Raw genomic sequence first — 23,377 nt, forward strand, 5'->3', positions numbered from 1 at the left:
TCCGTGTTACTAATGTACCGGGGAACCGGGATGGACGACTTCAGGGGGTGTCCAGCCGGGTTGGTGTGCGGCCAAATACCGGATTTGGTGGTAATACTGGCCGAGTCTGCCTCTCTGCCCGCTCAGGTTACCCCCAAGCGGAACATGCTTGCGAAGTACTGCTAGTGACGCAACGCCAAACAACCCTTTGCCGATACGCGCCCCAACATCAGCAGAAGTGCCACGACCTCCTGATCATGGGCGGCGCCGACGTCGGAATAGCGGCCGTGGCTCAATGGCCGAACGGCCGTAGAGCACACTCATGCCGGCCAGCCCCTTTAGAGCATCAACGGCTGATTTGTCTTCACGCACCGCAAATGCATCAAAACCGCATTGGCGCATATGGCTGAGCTGATCTCGCAGCACATCTCCCACGGCCCGCAGTTCGCCCTGCCAGCCCATTCGCGTGCGTAGCAAATAGGCCTGGCTGTAGCCACGACCATCACGAAAAGTAGGAAAGTGCACCGCAATCAGGGGCAATACCGACAAATAGGGTTGCAGCTGCTCGGCGTCGTCATCGGGCTGCAGGCAGACGGCATCCACGCGTGACTGCTCCTGTGGTAACCCTGCCGCTGGCTGACGCGCAAGCCAGTCACGCAAAGACAGGATCAGCGGCGCAGTCGGCGCTTCGGGCAGCGTCAGCGCCAGCAGCCAGGGATCAGCGTCAACCAACTCGGCGATTGCGCCGCTCAGGCGTATCAAGTTATTCACGCGCTCGCCTCCTGCCGCTGATAGACCCGAGCCTTGAAAGGCTCCAGCCCCAGCCTGGCGACCGTATCGACAAAACGCTCGCGCTCGATGCGCAGTTCGCGGTACACATCTGCCAGATGCGCAATCACATTCGGCACCTCGGCGGCGCTGAAGGCGGGGCCAATCACCTTGCCCAGTGCGCTCTGCTTGCCTTGCGCCCCACCAATGGTGAACTGGTACCACTCACTACCGTTCTTGTCGACGCCGAGAATGCCGATGTTGCCAATATGGTGATGCCCGCAGGCGTTCATGCAGCCGGAGATATTCAGGCTGATCTCGCCCAAATCCTGCAGCAGCGTCTGATCGGCAAAGCGATGCTGGATCGCTTGCGCTACCGGAATGGATTTGGCATTGGCCAGTGAGCAATAGTCGCCGCCGGGGCAGGCAATCACATCGGTCAGTAGCCCGATATTGGCCGTCGCCAAGCCGGCTTCACAGGCCGCTTGCCAGAAGCGGTAAAGATCGGCCTTGGCAATATCCGGCAAGACCAGATTCTGCTCATGCGCCACGCGAACTTCACCAAAGCCGAAGCGCTCCGCCAGGTCGGCAACCTGCTCCATCTGATCGGCGGTGACATCGCCGGGCGGGGTATCGCCACCGGGTTTGGTCGACAGCGTGACGGACACGTAGCCCGGCACCTTGTGCGCGCGGGTGTTGCGTTGAACCCAGCGGGTAAACTGAGGATCTTGCGCCAGCGCTGTGCCATAGCCGAGGTCAGTAGCCGGCTGCGGCAGATAGGCTGGCGGCACAAAGTTGGCCGCTACCCGGCTGAACTCGGCTTCGGTCAGCTCGGCCGGCCCGTCCTTGATATGCTCCCACTCGGCATCGACCTCACTAGCGAAGGCCTCGATCCCCAGCGCCTTGACCAGAATCTTGATCCGCGCCTTGTACTTGTTGTCGCGTCGGCCATGCCGGTTGTACACCCGCAGTACCGCCTCGACGTACGACAGCAGATGGCGCCAGGGCAGCGCACGGCGGATCGGCTGCGAAAGAATAGGCGTACGCCCCAGGCCGCCGCCGACCATGACGTCGAACAGCATCTCGCCGCTTGCATCGCGGTACAGGTACAGGCCGATGTCGTGCATCATCACCGCCGCGCGATCTTCGGTAGCCGAGCACAGCGCAATCTTGAACTTGCGCGGCAAGTAGAGAAACTCCGGGTTGACGGTCGACCACTGCCGCAGAATCTCGGCCAGCGGACGCGGGTCCAGTACCTCATCCGCAGCCACCCCGGCGAAGGCTTCGGTGGTGATGTTGCGCACACAGTTGCCCGATGTCTGGATGGCGTGCATATCAACCTGCGCCAGCCGTTCGAGAATATCCGGTACCTGCTCCAGCTGGATCCAGTTGTACTGAATATTTTGCCGGGTGGTGAAGTGGCCGTACCCGCGGTCAAAGTCGCGGGCGACACTGGCCAACGTACGCAGCTGGTCTGCCGACAAGGTGCCGTAAGGGATCGCCACCCGCAGCATGTAAGCATGGCGCTGCAGATACAGGCCGTTCTGCAGGCGCAGCGGCAAAAACTCTTCTTCGCTCAGTTCACCGCTCAGACGCCGCGCAACCTGATCGCGAAACTGGGCTGCGCGCTCGGTTACCAGCGCGCGGTCATATTCATCATAGTGGTACATGCAAACCTCTCGGGTGGGCTGCGCGCGCCGCTAATAAGGCGCTGGCAACGGGCAGCACGGATCAGATCACCACTATGCGCAGCCAGGCGCTTACCAACCAGACCCAGATTCAGGCAAAAAAAGGGGATCAGATCGTATTTACTCAGGCGCCGGGCGCTAACTAGATGCAGTAGCAGATAGCCTTGCAAGGTTTCGCCCACTCCAATCTGATCCGCTTTTTTAAGCGCATTCTGAATCTGTTACCGAATCAGCTGACCGCGCATCATGCCCCGTGCCTGATAACCGAGAGCCGTGATTGCCATGACCAGCCAGATTCCGATTAAAGACGTGACTGCCAAAAACAAGCAGCCGATCACCTTCGTGCCGCCCGCGCAGACCGGCGATCCCATCCATACCCGCAGCTTCAAGGGGTTGTTTCGCAACCTGCGCCTGAGCGGCGCGGGTGCGCTGATACTCCTGTTCTTCGGCACCGCCTGGCTGAACTGGAATGGCCATCAAGCGGTGCTCTGGGATCTGGACGCCAAGCAGTTTTTTATCTTTGGCGCTACCTTCTGGCCACAGGATTTCATCCTGCTGTCGGCGATCCTGATGATTGCCGCTTTTGGTCTGTTCTTCATCACCGTCTTTGCTGGCCGCGTGTGGTGCGGCTATACCTGCCCGCAAAGCGTCTGGACCTGGATTTTCATGTGGGCCGAGAAGGTAACCGAGGGTGAGCGACATCAGCGCGTTCGCCTCGACGCCGCCCCCTGGTCACTCAACAAATTAGCGCGACGCACTGCCAAGCACGGCATCTGGCTGGCCGTCAGCCTGGCCACGGCGATTGCCTTTGTCGGTTATTTCACCCCGGTACGCGAACTGGTCAGCGATATGCTGCACCTGCAACTGGGTGCCAGCACCGCCTTCTGGCTGTTCTTTTTCACCGCAGCCACCTACTTCAACGCAGGCTGGCTACGTGAGAAAGTCTGCCTGCACATGTGCCCCTACTCACGCTTTCAGAGCGTCATGTTCGACGAGCACACCCTGGTCGTCACCTACGACAGCGCCCGTGGCGAGTCACGCGGGCCACGCAAGAAGACCATCGACCACACCGCCGCGGGCCTGGGCGACTGTATTGACTGCACTGTTTGCGTCCAGGTCTGCCCTACCGGAATTGATATTCGCGACGGCCTGCAACTCGACTGCATCAGCTGCGGCGCCTGTATCGACGCCTGCAACAGCGTGATGGACCAGATGGACTATCCGCGCGGGCTGATCCGCTATACCTCCGAGCGCGCGCTGGAAGGCAAGCCTACACACTGGCTACGCCCTCGCCTGGTAGGTTATGCCGCCGTGCTGCTGGCGATGGTTGGTAGCCTGGCCTGGGGAATCCAGACCCGCCCGCTGATTGACCTGGACGTGAGTCGTGACCGCAGCATCTTCCGGGAGAACAGCGCCGGCGACATTGAAAATCTCTACACCCTGAAGGTCATCAACAAGAGCCAGCAAAGCCGCTCCTACACTATCGACCTGGGCGAGCCTGATCGTTTCAAGGCCCAGGGCCTGGGCGAGGTGACCATCGCCGGTGGTGAAACGGCGGTAGTGCCAGCGCGCGTCAGCCGCCAGCAGCCCGATGGTCGCGCTGGCAGCCAGCCCCTGCAGTTTGTGGTCAAGGATCTGCAGGATACCGACAGCCAGGTCAGCGATGCATCGACCTTCGTTTCGCCTGCGGCGCGCTGAGCGTCGCATGGCCACTGCCGATGGCGTAGAGTATGTGCATGCCTCTAAACCCGCACAGGACAGGATGAAACGCTACGAGAAATTCGCCGACGAGATCGCCGAACTGATCCGTACCGGGGTGATCGCCCCGGGTGAGAAGGTACCCTCGGTGCGGCATGCCAGCCGCACCTATGGGGTCAGCCCCTCTACCGTGTTCCAGGCCTATTACCTGTTGGAAGACCGGGGTCTGATTCAGGCGCGCCCGCGCTCTGGTTACTTTGTGCATGCTCTCGCCCGCCGCCAGCTGCACGAGCCGGATATCGGCCAGTACGCCTCCGACAGCGTAGAGGTAGATGTCAGCGAACTGGTGTTCTCAGTATTGAATTCGCTCAAGGACCCGGACATGGTCGCATTCGGCTCGGCCTTTCCGAGTCCCAACCTGTTTCCGCTGGCGCGCCTGTCACGCTCACTGGCCAACAGTGCACGCGACATGCAGCCACATTCGGTGATTGCCGATATGACCGCCGGCAATCCGGATCTACGCCGGCAGATTGCCCTGCGCTATATGGTCAGCGGCATGATGCTGCCGCTGGAGGAGCTGGTGATCACCACCGGCGCGATGGAAGCACTCAACCTCTGCCTGCAGACCGTGACTCAGCCCGGCGACCTGGTCGCCATCGAAACCCCCGCCTTTTACGCCACCCTGCAGGTACTGGAACGACTCAAGCTCAAGGCAGTGGAAATTCCGGTCCACCCGCGCGAAGGGATTGACCTGGATAGCCTGGCCGACAGCCTGCAGCGCTTCCCGATCAAGGCGTGCTGGTTTATGAGCAGTTTGCAGAACCCGCTGGGCGCCAGCATGAGCGATGAGAAAAAACAGGCGCTCTACGCCCTACTCAAGCAGCATCAGGTGCCGATGATCGAAGACGACGTCTATGCCGAACTGTACTACGGCAACCAACCGCCCAAACCGGTCAAGAGCTTTGATACCGAAGGGCTGGTAATGCACTGCGGCTCCTTCTCCAAATGCCTGGCCCCCGGCTACCGGGTTGGCTGGGTGGCAGCCGGACGCTTTGCCGAGCAGATCAGCCGCCTCAAGCTGATGACGACTATCTCGCCTTCAGTGCCCGCCCAAGCGGCACTTGCCGATTACCTGCAACACGGCGGCTACGACCGCCACCTGCGCAAGCTGCGCCACGCGCTGGAAAGCCAACAGCGCGCGATGCTCGCCTCAGCCGCGCGCCACTTTCCGGCTGATACCCGAGTCACCCGTCCCAATGGCGGCTACTTTCTGTGGTTCGAGTTTCCAACCCGGGTTGATTCATTGCAGCTATTCCAGCACGCACTGGCCCAGGGCATCAGCCTGGCGCCAGGTCCAATATTCTCGGCCAACCGCCATTACGGCCACTGCGCTCGGCTGAATCACGGTCATCCGTGGGACATGCGCAGCGAACAGGCCATGGCCACCCTGGGGCGTATCATCGCGTCCTTCTGACTGCCTTCCGGCTGCGACACCCGACCGCAGTCGCCTCAGACCGCACACTGACCCAGCGCAATATTCGACGCCACAGCACCTTCAAACTGGAGGCCTTTCACCTCTGGAGAGACGCTGCGCATGAACTGCGATATTGCCATCATCGGTGCCGGTCCAAGCGGGCTTTGCCTGGCGCGGGCACTGGCCGAAACAGGACTTTCAATCGTGCTGATTGAACGCCAGAAAGAGAGCAGCCTGGCCGATCCGGTTTTCGACGGTCGTGAGATTGCCCTTACCCACACCTCGCGCGCCACACTGGAAGAACTCGATATCTGGGCACGTTTACCACAGGAAGATATTGCTCTACTGCGCGACGCCCAGGTGCTCAATGGCCCCTCTCCCTCTGCACTGCAAATTCAGGCCCGACACGCAGGGGCTGATCATTTGGGGCATCTGGTCGCCAACCGGTCGATTCGCCGGGCGGCCTGGGAAAGTCTTCAGGCCGTCGGCGATGTGCAGGTGTTGTGCGACACCCGTTTGCGCCAAATACGTCAGCACAGCGGTGGTATTGAGATGGCGCTCAGTGACGGTACTCGACTGGAAGCTCGCCTTTTGGTCGCTGCGGATAGCCGTTTTTCAGAAACCCGACGTCTGCTCGGCATTGGCTCCCAGATGAAGGACTTTGGCAAGAGCATGATGGTCTGCCGCATGAACCACGAGGTCGACCATCAACAGGTCGCCTGGGAGTGGTTTGGCTACGGCCAGACGCTGGCTCTGCTGCCGCTAAATGGTCGCCAGTCCTCTGTGGTCATTACCCTGCCGCCGCGCGAGATCGAGAAGCTGCACGAGATGGACCCGCTGGCCTTTGCCCGCGAAATGGAAGCGCGCTTTTCAAACCGGCTGGGCAGCATGGAGCTAGCCAGTGGCCGTCATGTTTACCCGCTGGTCGGCGCCTACGCTCGGCGTATCGTGGCCCATCGCAGCGCGCTGATTGGCGACGCCGCCGTGGGCATGCACCCGGTTACGGCACACGGTTTCAACTTCGGCCTGTCCAGCGTACAGCGCTTGAGTCACTTGCTCAGAGAAGCCCATCAACGCCACCGCGATATCGGCGCGCATGCCCTGCTGGCACGTTATGAGCGCCAACAAAGGATGGCAACCTGGCCGCTGTACCAGGCCACCAACCTGCTGGTGGAATGCTATACCAACGATCGTCTGCCTATGCGTTTGCTGCGCGGTGCGGCGCTGCGCGCGGCGCAGCAGCTGATACCGCTAAAACGCGGTATTGCCCGCCACCTGACCACGGGATAGAGCACTTAGGGGAACGCCATCTGATCTGCATTATGGCTTAACTTCTGAGTCTGTTTTGTTTTGCTTTGCTTATCTTTTCTACAGTGCTGCTACTTTTGCGGCTACGGCCGCAGTCACTGTCAGAAAGGTTTTCAAGATGCCAAACACGGGTGCTGTGCAGCCTTACAACTATTGGGTGGTACGCCAGTTCGCCATCATGACGGTCGTGTGGGGCGTGGTAGGTATGTCTGTCGGGTTATTGGTCGCGTCGCAGCTGGTTTGGCCAGCCCTGAACTTTGATCTGCCCTGGACCAGCTTTGGCCGCCTGCGCCCAATGCATACCAGCCTGGTGATATTTGGCTTTGCCGGTAGCGTACAGTTCGCCGCCAGCTACTCACCGAGAGCCCTGCTGATAAACGAAAAAACCCGGCGCGAGGCCGGGTTTTTTCATTTATTGGCGGAGGGACAGTCCGCGCATACCGTGTCCGGGCTTTTCCGAACCTTTCCGCAAACCCTAGTATTAACGGGGCATACAGCCTACTATCTGTCCATAGCCGTTCGCACCAAAACCCTAGCTTCCGAACAAAAGTGTGGGAACAAGTGTGGGAACAAATTATTGGCGGAGTAATTTTGATGGGCAAGTTCAACCCCAAGCAAGTAGAGAACCTGACCGACCCCGGCACCTACGAGGACGGCGACGGCCTGCGCCTGGTCATTAAGAAGACTGGCCGCAAATATTGGGTGATGCGCTTCCAACTCAATGGCAAGCGCCGTGATATGAGCCTGGGGGCATACCCGGATGTTTCGCTGAAAAGTGCCCGCAGCAAAACAGCCATACATCGTGAACGGATAACCAACGGCTTAGACCCAATCAGCGAACGAGAAGCCAACCGGGAGGCCGAACGCGCCGCAGCCGCAACCCTGAGCGCCAAACAAACCACCTTTGATGGCGTGGCCGCAGATTACATTGCAGCCCACCGCCCCGGCTGGAAGAACGCCAAGCATGCCCAACAATGGGAAAACACCCTGAACACCTACGCTTCGCCCTTCATTGGCAAGCTGTCACCCGGTGACATAACCACCGAAGACGTATTGAAGGTGCTACAACCGATCTGGACGACCAAGCCAGAAACAGCCAGCCGCGTGCGCAATCGCATTGAACTGGTATTGGACGCCGCCAAGGCCCGACGCCTACGCGAAGGCGAGAACCCTGCACGCTGGCGCGGGCATCTGGACAAGCTGTTGCCCAAGCGTGAAAAGGTGCAAGCCGTGAAGCATCACGCCGCCCTGCCCTGGTCCGAACTGCCCGCCTTCATGGCTAAGCTGCGCAAGCTGGACAAGGTGACGTTCAAGGCTATGCAAATGACCATCCTCACCGCCTGCCGTACCAGTGAAGTGCTGGGCGCAACGTGGGATGAAATCGACCTGCAAGCCCGCGTGTGGACCGTACCGGCTGAACGCATGAAGATGCGCAAGGAACACCGCGTGCCGCTCGCTGATGCGCTTGTGGAGGTACTGGAGCAATTGCCACGGTATGACGATAACCCGCATCTATTCCCCGGCATGAAAGCAGGCAAGCCCCTGTCCAATATGGCTATGCTGATGGGACTGCGACACATCAAACGCGACGACCTGACCATGCATGGCTTTCGGTCAACATTCCGCGATTGGGCCGGCGAATGCACACCGCACCCGCGCGACGTTTGCGAGCAGGCGCTAGCCCATAGCCTGGGCAATGCAGTAGAGGCCGCTTATCGACGTGGAGACCTGTTCGAGAAGCGCCGGGCGCTGATGGATGATTGGGCGCACTACATCACCACCGCGCCAACGGAAAAAGTGATTCAAGGGAATTTTTCAAAGAAATCAGGATGACCACACCGGGCATCCGATAGGTGCCGAGCCACTGCGTCAACAGCGGCCCGGCTATCACACGGCGACCACTGAGAGGTACACGCCATGCAACAGCAAGATGATAACACCACGCAATCAGCACCCGGAGCGGCTCAAATGAACAAGCCTGAGCAGGGAGTAAATCCAATGGAGGTTTACGACCATTGCACACAAGCGCGGGAGATATTCCAATGGATGGAGGCGCTTTCCGGCGCAATTACGGACGCCAGCAAGAACGAGACGTGGGGGCCTTATAGAGCCAAGCGCCTAGCCGGCCTGATGCATTATCTCGCAACAGACTGGGGGGCCTACTTTGACGGAATAGCAGAAACCACTGCCAAGAACTACGGCTTCGATCACACCGTATAAACCGAGTTCGACCAGCCTAGCCCGACGGGGCGAAAAGCGGATCACCTACCCGCCTGGCTGGTTGATTTAGTAGGTCGCTTGAGGAGGCGTAATGACAAGTAAAATAAATTCTAAAGAAGAACTTCCTGAGTGGTTCGACCTAAAAAAATATGAACCTGTTTCGGCTTTTACAGCACGTGATTGGCTTAATGAGTTAATGCTTCGCACTTTTTCCCTCAATCAAACAATAGGCGCAAGAGAAATGTTTGAAGAGACTACTGATGAGAAGGTGCATAGCCCGCTGCAAGAAGCTAAACCAGAGCAAATGAAATACGTTTACGACTTCATCGACTTCCTCGATGCAATTCGACAACGGCCTGTTGGCTGCCAACTAAAAGGGAATTTTTTTTGGGATGCTGCAACTGTTTTGACACAGCCGGACTATGTTAACGGAAAGGCAGGGGTTCTCCCGTTAACAATGAGGGACCTTTATTTTCAGAAAATCGTGGACGAGGGGGAGCTGGAGGACGGGACGGGGACAGTAGCTGACGCCGAGCGCTGGAAGTATTTGACCGAAGAAATAGAAGTAGATCTCGAAGACGAAGAATTTCCATTCATTCCCATATCGCTGAACCGGTACGATCCTAACCGTTGGCAGGAACCGGCGCTGGTTGTAGATTTAAACTTACCTGACGCCTTGATATTAGAGTCGTTTAAAAGCTGGTTAAAAAATCGTCGAGCATCCCCGCCACCCGGCTTGAAAGCTAAGCGCAAGCCTCCTTACGAATGGTGGAGCCGCTACGGCCTACTGCCGTACATCGACTTACTAACCTGGAGCTATCAAACCGGCCACCATATTCCAGACCGGGTAATGGCGGAAGCGATTTCCAACTACAACTCTGGAGAGGATCGGTTAAGGAAAACGATTAAGCCAATCGTGGCCGATCTCAACGCACAAGTTGATGGGCTGTTGGAGTTGGTAGCGACCGAGCAAGCGCTTAGCTCCCCCGGAAGTTTTTGAACAGAAAATTCTTCCGGTATTTTTTTCGTCCGAAAACTTGGATCGAACCGAGGAAAAATAAGGTATTGAATAGCCATCGTCCACCCCATACCGGGGCCAACCGCAAAGGTAACGACGATGACCGAAAACGAACGCACCTACCGCTGTATCTGGCGACTACCTACCGTCAAGGCCCGCACCGGCCTGGGCCGGTCAACCATTTACGATCTGATGAAAGCCGACCGCTTCCCAAAGGGACGCCGCATTGCCGGGAGCAATATAACCGGCTGGGATAGCCTGGAAGTGGAGGCATGGATTGCCAAACAGTTGGGTGAGGTGGCCTAAATGACAAACAAGAAAAAGGCCGACCCGAAGGCCAGCCCCAAAACACACAACGCCAATAATACCAGCGCCAGCGCTCAACGTGCCCGACTATTGGAGCGCCTGCACCTGGAGCCGGTAGATACCTTTACTGCCCGCGATGAAATGAATCTGATGATGCCCGCCGCACGCATCAAGGAGCTACGCGACGCCGGCCACAACATCAAAACCCAACGCATCACCAAGACCGACCAGCAGGGCCGCAAGCATCACGGCGTAGCGCTGTATTTCCTAAGCCAGTCGGAGGCATAACCCATGAGGAATACCCAACACTGCAAAACAGCGGTGACGCTATCGGCTTGCCTGCTGAACGGTCGGCACCTGTTGCTGGCGCTGCAATCGGCTGGCCCGGATCTGGTTTTATTGCTGGCGCTGGAGGTGATGCTATGGACTATCTGAACGCCTTCCGTACCGCCCCGCAGGCGGTCTATGGGCCTATGGACCTGGACCCAATAGCAGACGGCATGATTCATCGTTTCACCGTGCCGGGCGACCGACCGGGCAGCAATAACGGCTGGTACGTCCTGCACGCTGGCGTCATTGCATCGGGTGCCTTTGGTAGCTGGAAGGTTGGCGACTGCCACACCTGGAGCAGCCGGGAGCCTGCCGACCAGCGCGAAGCCGAACACCTGCGCCAGCAGATGGAACAGGCCCGACGCCAACGGGAGGCAGACCAACGCCAGCGCCAGCAAGCCACCGCTGAATATGCCTGCTGGAGCTGGGACAACTCATGGTGCGCTGACCCGGCGTTTCCCTACCTGAGCGCCAAGGGCTGCCTCCCCTACACCCTGCGCCAGCGTGGCAACATGCTGCTGGTGCCGCTGTATTACGCCGGCCAGTTGGTGAACCTGCAACGCATCGCCGCCGACGGCAGCAAGCGCTTTCTGTCCGGTGGCCGCGTTAAAGGCTGCTGTAGCCCGCTGGGGCTGATACAGGCCGGCCAGCCGCTGTACCTGTGCGAAGGATGGGCAACGGGCGCAACGCTGCACGAGAACACCGGCCACCCCGTCGCCTGCGCGATGAACGCCGGCAACCTGCTGGCAGTCGGGCAGCAGCTGCAACGTACCTACCCTGACGCCCTGCTGATCGTAGCCGGTGACGACGACCGCCAGACCGAGGGCAACCCCGGCAAGACCGCTGCCATTACCGCCGCCGAGACGCTGGGCTGTGGTCTGATCCTGCCGCCCTGGAGCGGTGACGAACCCCTGAGCCTGACCGACTTCAACGACCTGCGCCAATGGCAGGAGGGCAAGCAATGACGCTGATACCTGAACCGCAATACTCAAAGCCTCTGCCACTGCTACCGGACACCGCACCGCCTACGCCCTACCCGATAGAGGCCCTGCCGGTACTTATGCGCGAAGCCGTCCAAGCCATTGCCGAACTTGAGCAAGTACCGTTAGCCATAGCCGGCCAATGCTCTATCGGCGCTGCTGCCCACTTGGCGCAAACCCGCGCTAATGCATGGCACCCCGGAGGCAACCCGGCTGGCGCGCCCTGCGCACTGTTCATGCTGTCACTGTTTGGGTCTGGTGAGGGGAAGTCCAGCGCCCGCCGTCTGGCATTCAAGACTATTGACGAGGCAGAGCGGGTGGCCCGCAATCAGCACCGCCAGCAGTGCGAAGAAATCAGCATTCAGGCACGGCAACTCAAAGGCAAAGCACGAGATGAGTTTATGGAGGCCAACCCGCTACCGGATGACCCGCGCACCCAATACAGTGACGCGACATTCGAGCCGCTGGCCGGCGACTTTATCCGAGGCAAGCCCGCTGCAAGCTGGGACACTGACGAAGGCGGGCAAATGCTGGGCGGATCATCACTCAAAGCTGACACCGTGGCGGCAACCTTGGGAGGGCTGACAAAAGCGTTCGACGCTGGACACTTCGAGCGCACCCGGTCACGCGGCAATGCCGAGGGCTCTGGCGTTGCTTATAACCGCCGCCTAAGCATCCACCTGCTGGCCCAGCCTGTAGCTGTGGCCGAAGCCTTGAGCAATCCATTACTGACCGGCCAAGGCTTCCTAGCACGCTTTCTGTTTGCCGCGCCCGATAGCCTAGCCGGCACTCGCTTTATCACTGTCGAATCATTGACCCGGAACGCTTACTCCGACGCACGCATGCAACGCTATTGGGCACGCTGCAAAGAGATAGCAGCCAGCCCTGAATATATCGACCCTGAAACCAACGAAGTAACACCGCCTGTACTCGCCCTAGATGCTGCTGCTATACGCAGCTGGGCCGACTTCAAGAACGATATTGAATCAACGCTTGGACCGCTGGGGGAATATGCCGGGATCAAACCCTTTGCCAACCGTGGAGCAGAACAAGCGCTGCGCCTTGCTGCCGTGCTGGGATGCTTTGAAGGGCTGGAGCAAATCAATGGCGACTGTTTAAACCGGGCCTGCCTGCTGGCGCGCTATTCATTGTCGGAGTGGCTACGTTATACCGAGGTGGGTAGCACCAGCCCACTACTGAAAAACGCAGCCTATGCCATGAGCTGGATGCTCAACCCCACGCGGGTAGATAACTGGCGGACGTTCGACAAAACAAAAGCGGGCAAGTCCTGGCCGCCGGTAATTCGACCTGCCAAAAGACGTGACGCAGTATTGGCCGCGCTGGTGGAGCATAAGCATCTACTGACCAGCAATGGCGAGCAATTTAGAATCAACCCTCGTGCAGAAGCTGCGGAAACTGCGGAAACTGCGGAAAGCCAGCAGCGCCAAGGCTCACCCGTTGCGGATGAACTGCGGAGAGTTGCGGAAAGCGCGCAACCTGCACACGCTGCCTATCCGTCATCCGCAGATTTTCCGCAATCTTCCGCAGATTCTCCGCAAACCAAAACCCAGCAAACACGGGGCTTTCCGCAAAATCCGCAGCTTCCGCAACCTGAGCCATCCGCAACCGCTCATGCTTATGGTGGCGAACTATGAACACCGCCGCCCTGATCGAGCAAGCAAACACGGCGGGCATCATGCTGGCGCTGAACGGCGACCGCTTAGCCTGGAGCGCCAGCAAGGAACCGTCGCCCGAACTGCTTACCCAGCTACGGGAAAGCAAAGGGCTGATCATCGAATATCTGTACCAGCAGCAACGCGCCTGGCTGGACCGTGTGGCCGCCCTGCTGAATACCAGCGCCAGCACACTACTGGAGCGGGGATTGATCGACCTGGACGATCTGGCGGAGCAGTACCGTATGCACCCACGCTTTGCCGCCCGACTGATCGAGACTAGCCCGGCATGGCTGGGGGTTAGCCTGGTACGAGACGAGGTGCGAGCCTCCCACGCGCGGGAGGTGCGTACCCAGTGCGTACCGCCCGAAGTTAACAACGTAAACACCCCCACGCGGGAGAACAGCGCCAACAAGCGGACAGTGCCAGAGTGGATAGCAGCACGCGACGCCTTCCACAGCCATGCAGTAGGTCACTGCGACGAGTGCTACCCGCCAGCAGGCCGCTACTGCCCGACCGGCTTAAACTTGCTGGCGCTGTATCAAAGGGCCACGCCATGAGCAGCACAGCGCAACTGCGCAAGCTATGGCGGCAATACCACCTGGCCAATCAGGCCCGCTATCAGGAGTGGGGGGAACGTGGCTACTGCCACCCGCCCCCGGCGTCTGTGCCCTACCCTGACGAGCTGGACGGCCTGACGTGTGGAGCCAAGACCAGAGCCGGCACGCCGTGCAAACGCCGTGACTTGTACCTATCTGGCCGCTGCCGATTACATGGTGGTCTATCGACTGGACCCAAGGGCAAAGCACCAACCCCATGAGAGCGGTGAGATTACGGTAAGGCCACCCCAAGATCACCCCAAGGCTAAACCCCATGAGAGGTTGTCAAAAGTTAACATTATCGGAGTCCTAAAAAGGATCGCCGCCCCGTTCGTGAAATAACCCCATGCAATGCACACAACGTTACACCGCCGTTACCCTCACGTTAGATAACGTTACTTCACCGTTATGAGATTCCCACCGATGGCGGTTATTAGAAATGTGTCCAGCGCTGGGCATGTCTCCCGCGACCTAACCGGCAAAGGCCACCGGCACCCCCACCCATTGGGTCCTCCCTGCCACCCCCTGGCCTGCGGGTAATTCGAGGCCCGGCGCTGCACTACATACCAGCCAGCGCCAGCAGTTGGTTGTTATTTAATCGTCACCCTGGACCAGCGCCAGCAAGCGGCCTACCGCGTAACAACGTAACAACCAGAACCGGGGGCCTATCCAATACCCAGCCGACGGTAAAGCGGAGACCGCACCCGATCCCATGCACAGATTATTTTCCCGGCCATGAAAAATGTTAACCGATGACGTTAACCATAAGGCCGGGGGGGATGGGGCAAAAGCCTGGCCAGTAGATGGCCGCAGCCGCCTACCAAGTTCACGCCCCACTAAGCGCAACAATTTAGCGTGTAATGGCGTGGCCCAAAGCCAAGCGGCCAAGGCAGGGGGTAGGTGAAAAGCTCGGACCAACGACAACCCGAACGACGGGGGGAACCCTTTTTCTGTTTCCACAAAATCCGCATTTTGGCCCGCTGGGGAAACACCCCATGCATGCACCGTTTAAATGTGATGGAAACCCACCTCTAAAGCCTGGGGCCGGGCGCTAATGGTGAATATCGCCCGTCACGCGACGCAATAGTGTGGGAACAAGTGTGGGAACAACCGAGCCCAGAAACAACAAAGCCCCGATATACGGGGCTTTGAGTACGAATAGTGGCGGAGGGACAGGGATTCGAACCCTGGGTAGGCTATTAACCTACGCCGGTTTTCAAGACCGGTGCATTCAACCGCTCTGCCATCCCTCCACGGCGGGCAATACTACCGGAAAATGCTGGTGAGTCAATGGGGTACATCGCAATGTGGCCAACTTATTACAGCGGATAATTGCCTGGTTCGTGAGCCTGCTCACCCTTTGCACATGAATAGAAATAGTTGTGCGCAAGCCTTGCCTTGATTTGACATGGTTTACCCGTATTATCTGGCAGTAACGAATGGATTATTTGATCTACCTCTACAGGAGCCGTGCATGAATATGCAAGAACGCCACTCAACTCTGCAACATAGCGGTGTAAACGAAGCGGAAGTAAGCAAGCTGTTCCGCAATACCTACACTCTGCTGGCCATGACCATGGCTTTCTCGGCCCTGGTTGCCTTCGTGTCCATGAGCATGAACCTGCCCTACCCCGGCATCATAGTGACGCTGGTGGGCTTTTACGGGCTGTTGTTCCTGACCACTAAGCTGCGTAACTCGGCCTGGGGCCTGGTCAGCACCTTCGCTTTCACCGGTTTTCTGGGTTACACCCTGGGTCCTATCCTCAACGCCTATCTCAGCCTGCCCAACGGCGGCTCTGTGGTAACCCTGGCACTGGGCATGACCGCGATGGTGTTCTTCGGACTGTCAGCCTACGCAATCATCTCGCGCAAGGATTTCAGCTTCCTGTCCGGCTTCATCATGGCGGGCTTTGTAGTGTTGCTGGTAGCCGTGGTCGCCAGCTTCTTCGTACAGATGAGCGGCCTGCAGCTGGCCATTTCCGCTGGCTTCGTGCTGTTCTCTTCAGCGGTAATTCTGTATCAGACCAGCTCCATCATTCACGGTGGTGAAGACAACTACATCATGGCGACCATTACTCTGTTCGTCTCGATCTACAACCTGTTCCTCAGTCTGCTGAGCTTGATCGGCGCCTTCAACGACGACTGATAACAATCAGTAGGTTATACTCGATGGCCCGCCCGCAACGGCGGGCCATTTTTGTTTCAAGAGCAGCTCACCATCATGAATTTTGCCATCGCCCTGCTTGCCGGGCCCCAGGATCCGGCCGCTCGCAGCGCCCTGAACTTTGCCCGGGCGGTGCTCGACGGCGGCCATCAGATAAGCAGGCTGTTCTTTTACCGCGATGCGGTACATCTTGCTTCCCACCTCTCCGTCCAACCCCAGGATGAAGCCGACCTGGCCCAGGAATGGCGCGACTTCATCGCGACCAACCATCTGGATGCCGTAGTCTGCATCGCTGCTGCATTGCGTCGAGGCGTGCTGAACGAGGCCGAAGCCTACCGCTGGGAGCGCCCCGCTGCCAATAGCGGTGACCCCTGGGAGCTGTCGGGCCTGGGTCAGTGGGTCGATGCCATGCAATCAGCCGACCGGGCGGTGACCTTTGGAAGCTAAGCTGCGCAGCCTGCTGGTTATCAGCCGCCACGCACCCGCGCAGGCGGCAGCGCGGGAGGCGCTGGACCTGGCACTGGCTGCGGCCGCCTTTGGCGTGCCGGTGGGCATGCTGTTTCTGGATGCCGGCGTGCTGCAGTTGCTCAAAGGTCAGGAGCCGGCTCTGATCCAGCAGAAGTCGCTCTCAGCCAACTTGCAGGCATTGCCAATGTTCGGTGTAGAAGACCTGTTCATCTGTCAGCATTCGCTGAGCGAACGCGGTCTCCAGCCTAACCAGCTATTGTTGCCGGCGAAAGCGGTGGAAGGGTCGGAGATAGCGACGCTGCTCGAGCACTATGATCAGGTGGTCACCCTGTGATCGCCGATTCTTTGGGAGTCTGAACATGTTGCACCTTCTTCGTCACGCCCCGCAGGATGCCAGCCGCTTTGCCAGCAGTTTGCGCGTCATGGGCCCCCGCCAAGGTCTTTTGCTGCTGGAAGATGGCGTTTACAGTCTGCTGCCACGCACCACTGCCTTGAGCGCGCTACAACTGCTGCCAGCCAGCGTACGCCTGTATGCGCTGGAAGCCGACGTTGTAGCGCGCGGCTTGCCCATGGACGACGTGCCCAAGCGAGTCAAGCTGATCGACTATCCAACTTTTGTGCGCCTGTGTACCGAATACGACAAGGTACTGAGCTGGTGAGCCAGGTATTGCACGTGGCAGGCCGCAGCATCGCGATAGACAAGGAAGGCTTCCTGATCGATCTGCAGGATTGGTCAGAGCCCGTCGCGGCGGCCCTGGCCGAGCAGGAGGGTATCAGCCTCAGCCCAGCGCACCTGGAAGTGATCAGAGTTCTGCGTGAGTTCTACCAGACTTATCAGCTGTCCCCTGCCATGCGCCCACTGGTCAAGTACGTGGGCGAGAAGCTGGGCAAGGACAAGGGCACCAGTCTGTATCTGCTCGGGCTGTTTCCCGGCAGCCCCGCCAAGTTCGCCGCCAAGCTGGCCGGGCTGCCCAAACCCGACAACTGCCTGTAATCGCTGTCTGCGTCTTGTCGGTTTACGGTTTACCAGCGCGCCCGGCGCTCATACCTCCGGCAAAGTGGTGAGCACCACCAGTTGATCGTCCGCTTTCAATCGTAGCGGCTCGTCGCGCGGCGGATTCAGATGCAGGCGACGGCCTTCCTCGTCCGGCTTGCTGCGATAGACCCCCAACGCCGTCTCGCCCTGCAGGGCCACGACCGCCTCAAGGTCAGCAAAGGTAGTCACGCTCTGCATCGAATAATCGCTGATCTGCCGGAAGAGGATCTCCGCTCCCCCGGTCGTGAACAGTTCCTCGAACATCAGCCCCAGTTCGCGGCGCTGGGCGATCTGCGCCATCAGATGGCTGAGAATCATCGGACTGACAATACTTTCACCACGCTTGCGCACTACCAGCGATTCGTTGGCAGGGTCGCTCAATTCCAGCAGTATCTGAGGTCGATGACTGCGTTCGCGCAGCAGTTCGTCGATGACCAGATAACCGACCATGGAGCGGGCGTCGGCTTCTTCGCCAGACTCCATTCGATCAGAGGAAAGTAGCAGCACGCTGTCGAAACGCTGCGTCAGCAGGTCCCGTAGCGCACCTTCAACCATGTAGTCTGCCTGCGTGTGCTGACAGCTCACGCGCGCCGTCTGCTCACTGTAGGCATTGATTTCCGCAACGCGCTGACTGGGCTCGACCACCGCGACCAGATCCACCTCGAAGCGATAGTCGGCATAGCCGGCCAGCTCATGGATCAGCGCTGGCACACGCCGGTTCCAGCCGAGAATGAGCAGGCGTCGCAGACCGCCGGCCACAGGCTTGACTTGGCGGATTGGGCGCTGCAACAAGCGCAACGGCTGCTCGGTATTGCTTTGCGGTTCGGCGTGGCTGTAATCGCGCGCCAGCATGACGATCTTGTCGCCCTGGCGAATCACTTCGTCCGTTGGCGCATTCAGCCAGGTGCGCCAGCTATCGCCCAGCGGCCGCATCAGACCGCAGAGAATCGCCTGCGGCGCCTGCCGGCCAACCTCACCGAGTGTCTGCCCCACGCTGTTGTCGGTCGAACGAATGTAGAACTCGTTGCCGTCGTGCACGGTCATTACTTCACCAAACAGCTCCGGCATGCCCGGGTGAATCAGCGACTGGGCAAACAGACGACTGACCATGGCATCGCTGGCAAGCACTTCCAGCGGTCCGCTGTAGGCGCGGCGCATTACGTTCAGCTTGCGCATGTCGTCGATTTCGGCGACCACATAGGGCGCGGGCGTTCCACGCAGATGCGCCTGAGCCTGCAGTGTCAACAGCGCCTTAATGGTTTCCACATCGCCGGTCAGCAGACTGTTGCCGGTCTGGTTACGCCCGGGAATCAGCACTACCGCCGCCTGCAGACACGCCACGCGGTCCAGATCTTCAGGTTGCAGCGCGGTGCCTGAGCGCAAAATGATGTTGCCCATGGCGCGACGGATCAGCGGGACTTCTCGCAGCTCTTCAACCCGTTCGGCATTGATTTCGTCGGCCAGAATCACCAGCCGCAGGCGCTTGGTGGCGCGGGCGCGCAATAGCCGTTGAATCCCGCCGCTGGTGTCGAGAATTTCCTGAATCAGAGGAATGGTACGATTGGTCCAGCCGAGAATGACAATGTGATCGCGCACCGTGACGGGCGTCAGGCCCTGCTCCAGCTTGACCATCATGGCAATCAACCAGCGGGTCATGATCGCTACCAGCGCGCCCAGAAAGACCACATAGCCGCTGACGGTCAGCACGGTAGAGACGATACGTCGCCAGGTCCCTTCGTCATCGCCCAGGTAGCCCGGATCAGTCAGACGCAGAAACGCCCACCACACCGAATCGGCCAGACTGCCGCCGGCCGGTGCAGTCGGCCAGGCCAGCCAGCCGCCCACCAGCGAAATCAAGGCAATAAATGCGGCCACCACCAGCAATTGATAATGCGCGCCTTTCACAAACTGCCGCTCAATCAGATAGCGCAGACGATCAACGAAGGAAAATGGCAGCATTCAAGGCCCTCTTTGCTTTGCCGGGATGTCGCAAGGGAGCTGCGCCGTTTGTAACTGACGGGATCAGCATCCAGCTGCGGTTTTTGATGCAGTGGTATTGTTAAAGTTGCAGCCAAATCCTGCTAGATTGAGCGCACTCGATATCCGACTCCGCGCAGAGCCAAGAACGACACTATGGAAAATCTCGAACATATTCTTGGCCTGGCGCTGGTCGTACTCTACTGGCTTTTCACTGCGGCCGTCACGCTGCGTGTAGTGGCCAAGCGCAACCCGGTGAGCGTTACCCTTTCCTGGTTGCTGGTGATCTATATCCTGCCGGTATTCGGCGCCGTGTTTTACCTGATGCTGGGCGAGCTGAATCTGGGCAAACAGCGTGCGCGGCGTGCCGAAGCCATGGTGCATCCATTCATGCAGAGTATTGCTGCGGACTTCTCTGCCACCAAGGCACCCATCAACGACAGCTCGCTGACCCACGGCATCTATCAATTACTGGCTACCCGGATGGGCATAGGCGCCCTGGGCTATCAGCGGATGCAGTTGCTGGATACGCCGGAGCTGATATTTTCCAGTCTCTGCGCCGATGTGCGCGCGGCCACCACTGCCATTCATATCGAAACTTATATCTGGTTTCCCGGCGGACGGGTAGATCACCTGTCCGAAGAGCTGATCAATGCCAGCAAGCGCGGCGTCAAGGTCTCGCTGCTGATTGATCACGCCAGCAGCCGACCTTTCTTCCGCTCCAACTGGCGCAAGCGCCTGGTCGATGCCGGGATTGAGGTCGTGCCCGCCCTGCCCGTGCGACTGCTACGCGCGCTGGTGCAACGTATCGACTTGCGGCTGCATCGCAAACTCATCGTGATCGACGGACAGATTGCCTACAGCGGCTCGATGAACATTGCCGATCCGCTGTATTTCAAGACCGAAGCCAAGGTTGGCGCCTGGGTCGACATCATGCTGCGCCTCGACGGCCCCGCAGCGCGCGGGCTCGACAAGGTGTTCGCCTGGGACTGGGAAGTCGAGACCGGGTTGCGGCGCCTGGAACCGGCGCCTGCCAGCATGCCGGTGTGTGACAAGTGGCTGTCGATTCTGCCCTCGGGCCCCGGCATCGGGGACGATCTGATTGGCCAGGCGGTGCTTTCAAGCATCTACCGCGCCAACCACAGCATCACTATCAGTACTCCCTACTTTGTACCCTCGGAGGCGATCTTCAATGCGCTATGTCAGGCAGCACAGCGTGGCCTGCGGGTAAAGATACTGCTCCCGGAGCGCAATGATTCCAAATTGGTAGGCTGGGCCAGCCGCGCGTTCTATGAACGCTTTCTGCAAGCCGGTGGCGAAATTTACCTGTTCCGTGATGGCCTGCTGCACACCAAAGCCATGTTGATGGATGATCAGTTGGCGTTGGTAGGCAGCGTCAATCTGGATATACGCAGCCTGCAGCTGAATTTTGAACTGACCCTGGCGCTGTTTTCGGCAGATGAATGCGCGCGTATAGGGGGCGTACTGGATGGTTACGAGGCAGCGTGCCATCGCCTGCAACTGGAAGATTGGCAACAGCGCTCACGGGCGGCGCGCATTCTGGAGCGAGGGGTCTTTTTCCTCAGCCCCTTGCTGTAGGGCGCCTGGAAAGTGACTCAATGCGCAGGCAAAAATAAATCTGCAAAAGCAGGTTGCTTTCCCGACGAGGGCGATTACAATCCTTAATGAGTTTGATTATCATTATGGATGAGCGCATGAAAGTACACCTGCTTCCCGTCAGCCTTACCGTCGCCATGATGAGCCCCGCCATGGTGATCGCCAACCCTGCCAGCACGGCATCCGGTCATTCGTTACACGCAGCAGTCATGCAACTGAGTGCGCACAATCAATTCTTGCAACAGCTGCTCAACGCGCCGCTGGACAGCGCAACTTTCAGCCTGATGGACGAGCTGAGCTACCAGTTGGAAAGTGACCTATTGCTTCTGGGCACGCCAAGTGCACCGGTCGCCGCACCGCTGGAATCGCTGCACCAAGCGGTGGAACATCAGGACGGCAATGCAGTGCTTTTGCATGCCACAGCCTATCTCAGCGCTGCCCAGCTCTGGCTGGGATTACAGCAAAGCTGATGCCAGGTGGTTTCTACTTTCAGAGCTGGCTGTCGATTGGCAACCAGCCCAAGGTCCAGCTCATGAAACGTCGAAAAGCGCCCGCAGCCGGCTCCTTGTGCCAGGTTTCCCCGTCTGCTTGCCATTGCAACTGCTCGGCGTCGTCGAGCGTAACCTGATAGGCAAAGTCTTCCGAGGTCCAACGGTCAAACAGCTCGACCATTTCCTGCGCGATATCCTCTTGTTCGATGTACACACCTGCCTCGGTGTTGAGCTTAACCGAGCGCGCATCCAGATTGATCGATCCGACAAACACCGCCTTGCGGTCAAACACAAAGGTCTTGGCATGCAGGCTGGCCAGGGACTCACCCATGAAGGGGCTGGCGCGTTCCTGCTGTCCCGCAATGGGACGCAACTCCCACATCTTGACTCCGCCACGCAACAAGGGCTCGCGAGATTTGACGTAGCCGCTGTGCACCGCCAGCACGTCGGTGGTGGCCAAGGAGTTGGTGAGCACAGATACCGCCACGCCTTTGTCGCGAATACCCAGCAGCAGGTTTTCGCCCCCTTCAAGGGGCACGAAATAGGCAGAGGTCAGCAATAGCTCGCTTTCAGCCGCCTTCATCGGTTCAACCAGGCTGCGCCCGAGGAAAGCGACCTCATTGCCGTCGCCATGCGGGTCGGATTTGGAAGGGTCATCGTAAAACCATTTCGCTGGCCCCCAATGCCACTGCAACCGGTCACTCTCCATTGCCGTGATAAAGGACGAACGTTCCGCCGCTTGCAGGTACGGGTCGTTTTCCGCTTGCCGGTTCATTGAGCCCAGAATGGCACGCATATCGGCCAGTGCCTCGGTATCGGACTTTTCCGACAGCGCAGCAATGGGGATGGCTATGCCGCTGTTCCAGAAGTTGTCGAAGCTGTCGGAGGCAGCGTCGGCAATGGGGCCGATACCCATCACGTCGACATCCTGAAAGTCGATATCGCTCAAGGTGAAGTACTCATCACCAATATTGCGTCCACCGGTTATCAACGCGCGATTGTCCGCAACGATCAGCTTGTTGTGCATGCGGTAATTGATGCGTCCGAACTCGCCAACCTTGCTGAATATCCTCAGCCAGGGATTGCGCAGGCTCAGCGGGTTGTACAGTCGTACTTCAATGCGCGGATGATGATCCAGCGCAGCCACGCGGAAATCCTTCAGGCCGCTGCCCACATCATCCAATAAAAGACGCACGCGTACGCCACGGTCTGCGGCCTTGAGCAAGCGCTCGGTTATCAGGCCGCCGGTGATGTCCGCCTTGTAGATATAGTATTGAATATCCAGGCTCTGATCGGCCATGTCGATCAGTTTGAGACGCGCAGCCAGGGCATCGTTACCTTTGTGCAGCAGGGTGAATCCCGAGAGCTCGGATTCCGCCGGCTGCTCTCGGGCAACATACTTGCTCAAACGTGTTTGCGGGTCGGCGGGCAGATAGTACGACGGTAGCTCGTCATGACTGACTCCTTGTGTCGCACAGCCCCAAAGGAGGCTGGAGATTGCCAGCAAGCCGAGTATTCGCATCCGTAGTAACCTTTTCCATTTGCCCGGCTATTGAGACGTCAGCCGGGCATGAGAGGTTCCT

Annotated in this window: 25 protein-coding genes and 1 tRNA gene; 21 read left to right on the plus strand and 5 right to left on the minus strand. The window is 58.9% G+C overall.

The features are described 5' to 3' along the window. Positions 1 to 234 precede the first annotated feature (234 nt). Both V7756_RS13085 and V7756_RS13090 read right to left on the minus strand, forming a co-directional pair. Positions 235 to 750 carry a DUF934 domain-containing protein gene (locus tag V7756_RS13085; RefSeq protein WP_335610631.1) on the minus strand — a complete coding sequence of 172 codons (516 nt, stop codon included), beginning with the start codon at positions 748 to 750 and terminating at the stop codon, positions 235 to 237. Next, entirely contained in the window at positions 747 to 2,417 is a 1,671-nt protein-coding gene (locus V7756_RS13090; RefSeq protein WP_335610632.1) for a nitrite/sulfite reductase, read from the minus strand. The genes V7756_RS13085 and V7756_RS13090 overlap by 4 nt, the downstream gene beginning before the upstream one ends. 300 nt (positions 2,418 to 2,717) lie before the next feature. On the opposite strand from V7756_RS13090, the gene ccoG reads away from it, so the two are divergent. The 14 genes from ccoG to V7756_RS13160 all read left to right on the plus strand — a co-directional run bounded on the left by ccoG (position 2,718) and on the right by V7756_RS13160 (position 14,262). After that, on the plus strand, positions 2,718 to 4,133 hold the full coding sequence (ccoG, locus tag V7756_RS13095) for a cytochrome c oxidase accessory protein CcoG (protein ID WP_335610633.1): 1,416 nt from the start codon (positions 2,718 to 2,720) through the stop codon (positions 4,131 to 4,133). Between the two features lie 64 nt (positions 4,134 to 4,197). Further along, complete coding sequence (gene mapR, locus V7756_RS13100) at positions 4,198 to 5,607, plus strand: GntR family transcriptional regulator MpaR (RefSeq protein ID WP_335610685.1); 1,410 nt, start codon at positions 4,198 to 4,200, stop codon at positions 5,605 to 5,607. A gap of 120 nt (positions 5,608 to 5,727) precedes the next feature. Beyond that, a complete protein-coding gene (ubiM, locus tag V7756_RS13105; protein ID WP_335610634.1) occupies positions 5,728 to 6,897 on the plus strand; it encodes a 5-demethoxyubiquinol-8 5-hydroxylase UbiM in 1,170 nt (389 codons plus the stop codon). Between the two features lie 136 nt (positions 6,898 to 7,033). Further along, a complete protein-coding gene (locus tag V7756_RS13110) occupies positions 7,034 to 7,504 on the plus strand; it encodes a cbb3-type cytochrome c oxidase subunit I (protein WP_335610635.1) in 471 nt (156 codons plus the stop codon). A gap of 5 nt (positions 7,505 to 7,509) precedes the next feature. Beyond that, positions 7,510 to 8,748 carry a tyrosine-type recombinase/integrase gene (locus V7756_RS13115; protein ID WP_335610636.1) on the plus strand — a complete coding sequence of 413 codons (1,239 nt, stop codon included), beginning with the start codon at positions 7,510 to 7,512 and terminating at the stop codon, positions 8,746 to 8,748. An 84-nt stretch (positions 8,749 to 8,832) separates the two neighbouring features. Continuing rightward, positions 8,833 to 9,135, plus strand: coding sequence for a hypothetical protein (locus V7756_RS13120; protein WP_335610637.1), 303 nt, complete (start codon positions 8,833 to 8,835; stop codon positions 9,133 to 9,135). Between the two features lie 91 nt (positions 9,136 to 9,226). Beyond that, positions 9,227 to 10,135, plus strand: a complete 909-nt coding sequence (locus V7756_RS13125) for a DUF6387 family protein (protein WP_335610638.1) — start codon at positions 9,227 to 9,229, stop codon at positions 10,133 to 10,135. A gap of 117 nt (positions 10,136 to 10,252) precedes the next feature. Continuing rightward, positions 10,253 to 10,459, plus strand: a complete 207-nt coding sequence (locus V7756_RS13130) for a helix-turn-helix transcriptional regulator (RefSeq protein WP_335610639.1) — start codon at positions 10,253 to 10,255, stop codon at positions 10,457 to 10,459. Continuing rightward, positions 10,460 to 10,747, plus strand: coding sequence for a helix-turn-helix domain-containing protein (locus V7756_RS13135; protein WP_335610640.1), 288 nt, complete (start codon positions 10,460 to 10,462; stop codon positions 10,745 to 10,747). A gap of 3 nt (positions 10,748 to 10,750) precedes the next feature. Beyond that, positions 10,751 to 10,894, plus strand: coding sequence for a hypothetical protein (locus V7756_RS13140; RefSeq protein WP_335610641.1), 144 nt, complete (start codon positions 10,751 to 10,753; stop codon positions 10,892 to 10,894). Beyond that, on the plus strand, positions 10,882 to 11,754 hold the full coding sequence (locus V7756_RS13145; RefSeq protein WP_335610642.1) for a toprim domain-containing protein: 873 nt from the start codon (positions 10,882 to 10,884) through the stop codon (positions 11,752 to 11,754). The genes V7756_RS13140 and V7756_RS13145 overlap by 13 nt, the downstream gene beginning before the upstream one ends. After that, positions 11,751 to 13,424, plus strand: a complete 1,674-nt coding sequence (locus V7756_RS13150; RefSeq protein ID WP_335610643.1) for a DUF3987 domain-containing protein — start codon at positions 11,751 to 11,753, stop codon at positions 13,422 to 13,424. Before V7756_RS13145 ends, V7756_RS13150 begins: the two co-directional genes overlap by 4 nt. After that, positions 13,421 to 14,002 (plus strand): hypothetical protein, encoded by a 582-nt coding sequence (locus V7756_RS13155; protein WP_335610644.1) that lies wholly within the window; start codon positions 13,421 to 13,423, stop codon positions 14,000 to 14,002. Before V7756_RS13150 ends, V7756_RS13155 begins: the two co-directional genes overlap by 4 nt. After that, a complete protein-coding gene (locus tag V7756_RS13160) occupies positions 13,999 to 14,262 on the plus strand; it encodes an HGGxSTG domain-containing protein (RefSeq protein ID WP_335610645.1) in 264 nt (87 codons plus the stop codon). Before V7756_RS13155 ends, V7756_RS13160 begins: the two co-directional genes overlap by 4 nt. 941 nt (positions 14,263 to 15,203) lie before the next feature. On the opposite strand, the gene V7756_RS13165 is transcribed toward V7756_RS13160, so the two are convergent. Beyond that, positions 15,204 to 15,294 (minus strand) — tRNA-Ser (locus V7756_RS13165). 227 nt (positions 15,295 to 15,521) lie between these two features. On the opposite strand from V7756_RS13165, the gene V7756_RS13170 reads away from it, so the two are divergent. From V7756_RS13170 to V7756_RS13190, 5 genes are all read left to right on the plus strand, one after another. Then, positions 15,522 to 16,187 carry a Bax inhibitor-1/YccA family protein gene (locus tag V7756_RS13170; protein ID WP_335610686.1) on the plus strand — a complete coding sequence of 222 codons (666 nt, stop codon included), beginning with the start codon at positions 15,522 to 15,524 and terminating at the stop codon, positions 16,185 to 16,187. 75 nt (positions 16,188 to 16,262) lie between these two features. Then, positions 16,263 to 16,652 (plus strand): sulfurtransferase complex subunit TusD, encoded by a 390-nt coding sequence (gene tusD, locus V7756_RS13175; RefSeq protein WP_335610646.1) that lies wholly within the window; start codon positions 16,263 to 16,265, stop codon positions 16,650 to 16,652. Then, entirely contained in the window at positions 16,642 to 17,007 is a 366-nt protein-coding gene (gene tusC, locus V7756_RS13180) for a sulfurtransferase complex subunit TusC (RefSeq protein WP_335610647.1), read from the plus strand. The genes tusD and tusC overlap by 11 nt, the downstream gene beginning before the upstream one ends. A gap of 25 nt (positions 17,008 to 17,032) precedes the next feature. Further along, on the plus strand, positions 17,033 to 17,332 hold the full coding sequence (gene tusB / locus V7756_RS13185) for a sulfurtransferase complex subunit TusB (RefSeq protein WP_335610648.1): 300 nt from the start codon (positions 17,033 to 17,035) through the stop codon (positions 17,330 to 17,332). Then, positions 17,329 to 17,667: a TusE/DsrC/DsvC family sulfur relay protein gene (locus V7756_RS13190; protein WP_335610649.1), complete on the plus strand. Its 339-nt coding sequence runs from the start codon at positions 17,329 to 17,331 to the stop codon at positions 17,665 to 17,667. Before tusB ends, V7756_RS13190 begins: the two co-directional genes overlap by 4 nt. Positions 17,668 to 17,715: 48 nt before the next feature. On the opposite strand, the gene V7756_RS13195 is transcribed toward V7756_RS13190, so the two are convergent. Beyond that, positions 17,716 to 19,668 (minus strand): CASTOR/POLLUX-related putative ion channel, encoded by a 1,953-nt coding sequence (locus V7756_RS13195; RefSeq protein WP_335610650.1) that lies wholly within the window; start codon positions 19,666 to 19,668, stop codon positions 17,716 to 17,718. Between the two features lie 174 nt (positions 19,669 to 19,842). Here V7756_RS13195 and cls point away from each other — a divergent pair, with 174 nt between their 5' ends. Both cls and V7756_RS13205 read left to right on the plus strand, forming a co-directional pair. Next, positions 19,843 to 21,285, plus strand: coding sequence for a cardiolipin synthase (cls, locus tag V7756_RS13200; protein ID WP_335610651.1), 1,443 nt, complete (start codon positions 19,843 to 19,845; stop codon positions 21,283 to 21,285). A 116-nt stretch (positions 21,286 to 21,401) separates the two neighbouring features. Then, positions 21,402 to 21,773 carry a DUF6746 family protein gene (locus tag V7756_RS13205; protein ID WP_335610652.1) on the plus strand — a complete coding sequence of 124 codons (372 nt, stop codon included), beginning with the start codon at positions 21,402 to 21,404 and terminating at the stop codon, positions 21,771 to 21,773. A gap of 19 nt (positions 21,774 to 21,792) precedes the next feature. Here V7756_RS13205 and V7756_RS13210 read toward each other — a convergent pair whose 3' ends face one another. Next, positions 21,793 to 23,316, minus strand: coding sequence for a phospholipase D family protein (locus V7756_RS13210; protein WP_335610653.1), 1,524 nt, complete (start codon positions 23,314 to 23,316; stop codon positions 21,793 to 21,795). Between the last annotated feature and the right edge of the window lie 61 nt (positions 23,317 to 23,377).

Origin of the sequence: Halopseudomonas sp. (genome assembly GCF_036961105.1) — a bacterium.
Lineage (GTDB): Bacteria > Pseudomonadota > Gammaproteobacteria > Pseudomonadales > Pseudomonadaceae > Halopseudomonas.

Coding starts and splice junctions, on each gene's coding strand:
- ccoG (WP_335610633.1), top strand. CDS start 2,718: ATGACCAGCCAGATTCCGATTAAAGACGTGACTGCCAAAAACAAGCAG.
- V7756_RS13140 (WP_335610641.1), top strand. CDS start 10,751: ATGAGGAATACCCAACACTGCAAAACAGCGGTGACGCTATCGGCTTGC.
- V7756_RS13090 (WP_335610632.1), bottom strand. CDS start 2,417: ATGTACCACTATGATGAATATGACCGCGCGCTGGTAACCGAGCGCGCA.
- V7756_RS13195 (WP_335610650.1), bottom strand. CDS start 19,668: ATGCTGCCATTTTCCTTCGTTGATCGTCTGCGCTATCTGATTGAGCGG.
- V7756_RS13135 (WP_335610640.1), top strand. CDS start 10,460: ATGACAAACAAGAAAAAGGCCGACCCGAAGGCCAGCCCCAAAACACAC.
- V7756_RS13125 (WP_335610638.1), top strand. CDS start 9,227: ATGACAAGTAAAATAAATTCTAAAGAAGAACTTCCTGAGTGGTTCGAC.
- V7756_RS13210 (WP_335610653.1), bottom strand. CDS start 23,316: ATGCGAATACTCGGCTTGCTGGCAATCTCCAGCCTCCTTTGGGGCTGT.
- V7756_RS13160 (WP_335610645.1), top strand. CDS start 13,999: ATGAGCAGCACAGCGCAACTGCGCAAGCTATGGCGGCAATACCACCTG.
- mapR (WP_335610685.1), top strand. CDS start 4,198: ATGAAACGCTACGAGAAATTCGCCGACGAGATCGCCGAACTGATCCGT.
- V7756_RS13145 (WP_335610642.1), top strand. CDS start 10,882: ATGGACTATCTGAACGCCTTCCGTACCGCCCCGCAGGCGGTCTATGGG.
- cls (WP_335610651.1), top strand. CDS start 19,843: ATGGAAAATCTCGAACATATTCTTGGCCTGGCGCTGGTCGTACTCTAC.
- V7756_RS13115 (WP_335610636.1), top strand. CDS start 7,510: ATGGGCAAGTTCAACCCCAAGCAAGTAGAGAACCTGACCGACCCCGGC.
- ubiM (WP_335610634.1), top strand. CDS start 5,728: ATGAACTGCGATATTGCCATCATCGGTGCCGGTCCAAGCGGGCTTTGC.
- V7756_RS13120 (WP_335610637.1), top strand. CDS start 8,833: ATGCAACAGCAAGATGATAACACCACGCAATCAGCACCCGGAGCGGCT.
- V7756_RS13130 (WP_335610639.1), top strand. CDS start 10,253: ATGACCGAAAACGAACGCACCTACCGCTGTATCTGGCGACTACCTACC.
- tusB (WP_335610648.1), top strand. CDS start 17,033: ATGTTGCACCTTCTTCGTCACGCCCCGCAGGATGCCAGCCGCTTTGCC.
- V7756_RS13205 (WP_335610652.1), top strand. CDS start 21,402: ATGAAAGTACACCTGCTTCCCGTCAGCCTTACCGTCGCCATGATGAGC.
- V7756_RS13170 (WP_335610686.1), top strand. CDS start 15,522: ATGCAAGAACGCCACTCAACTCTGCAACATAGCGGTGTAAACGAAGCG.
- V7756_RS13150 (WP_335610643.1), top strand. CDS start 11,751: ATGACGCTGATACCTGAACCGCAATACTCAAAGCCTCTGCCACTGCTA.
- V7756_RS13155 (WP_335610644.1), top strand. CDS start 13,421: ATGAACACCGCCGCCCTGATCGAGCAAGCAAACACGGCGGGCATCATG.
- tusD (WP_335610646.1), top strand. CDS start 16,263: ATGAATTTTGCCATCGCCCTGCTTGCCGGGCCCCAGGATCCGGCCGCT.
- V7756_RS13110 (WP_335610635.1), top strand. CDS start 7,034: ATGCCAAACACGGGTGCTGTGCAGCCTTACAACTATTGGGTGGTACGC.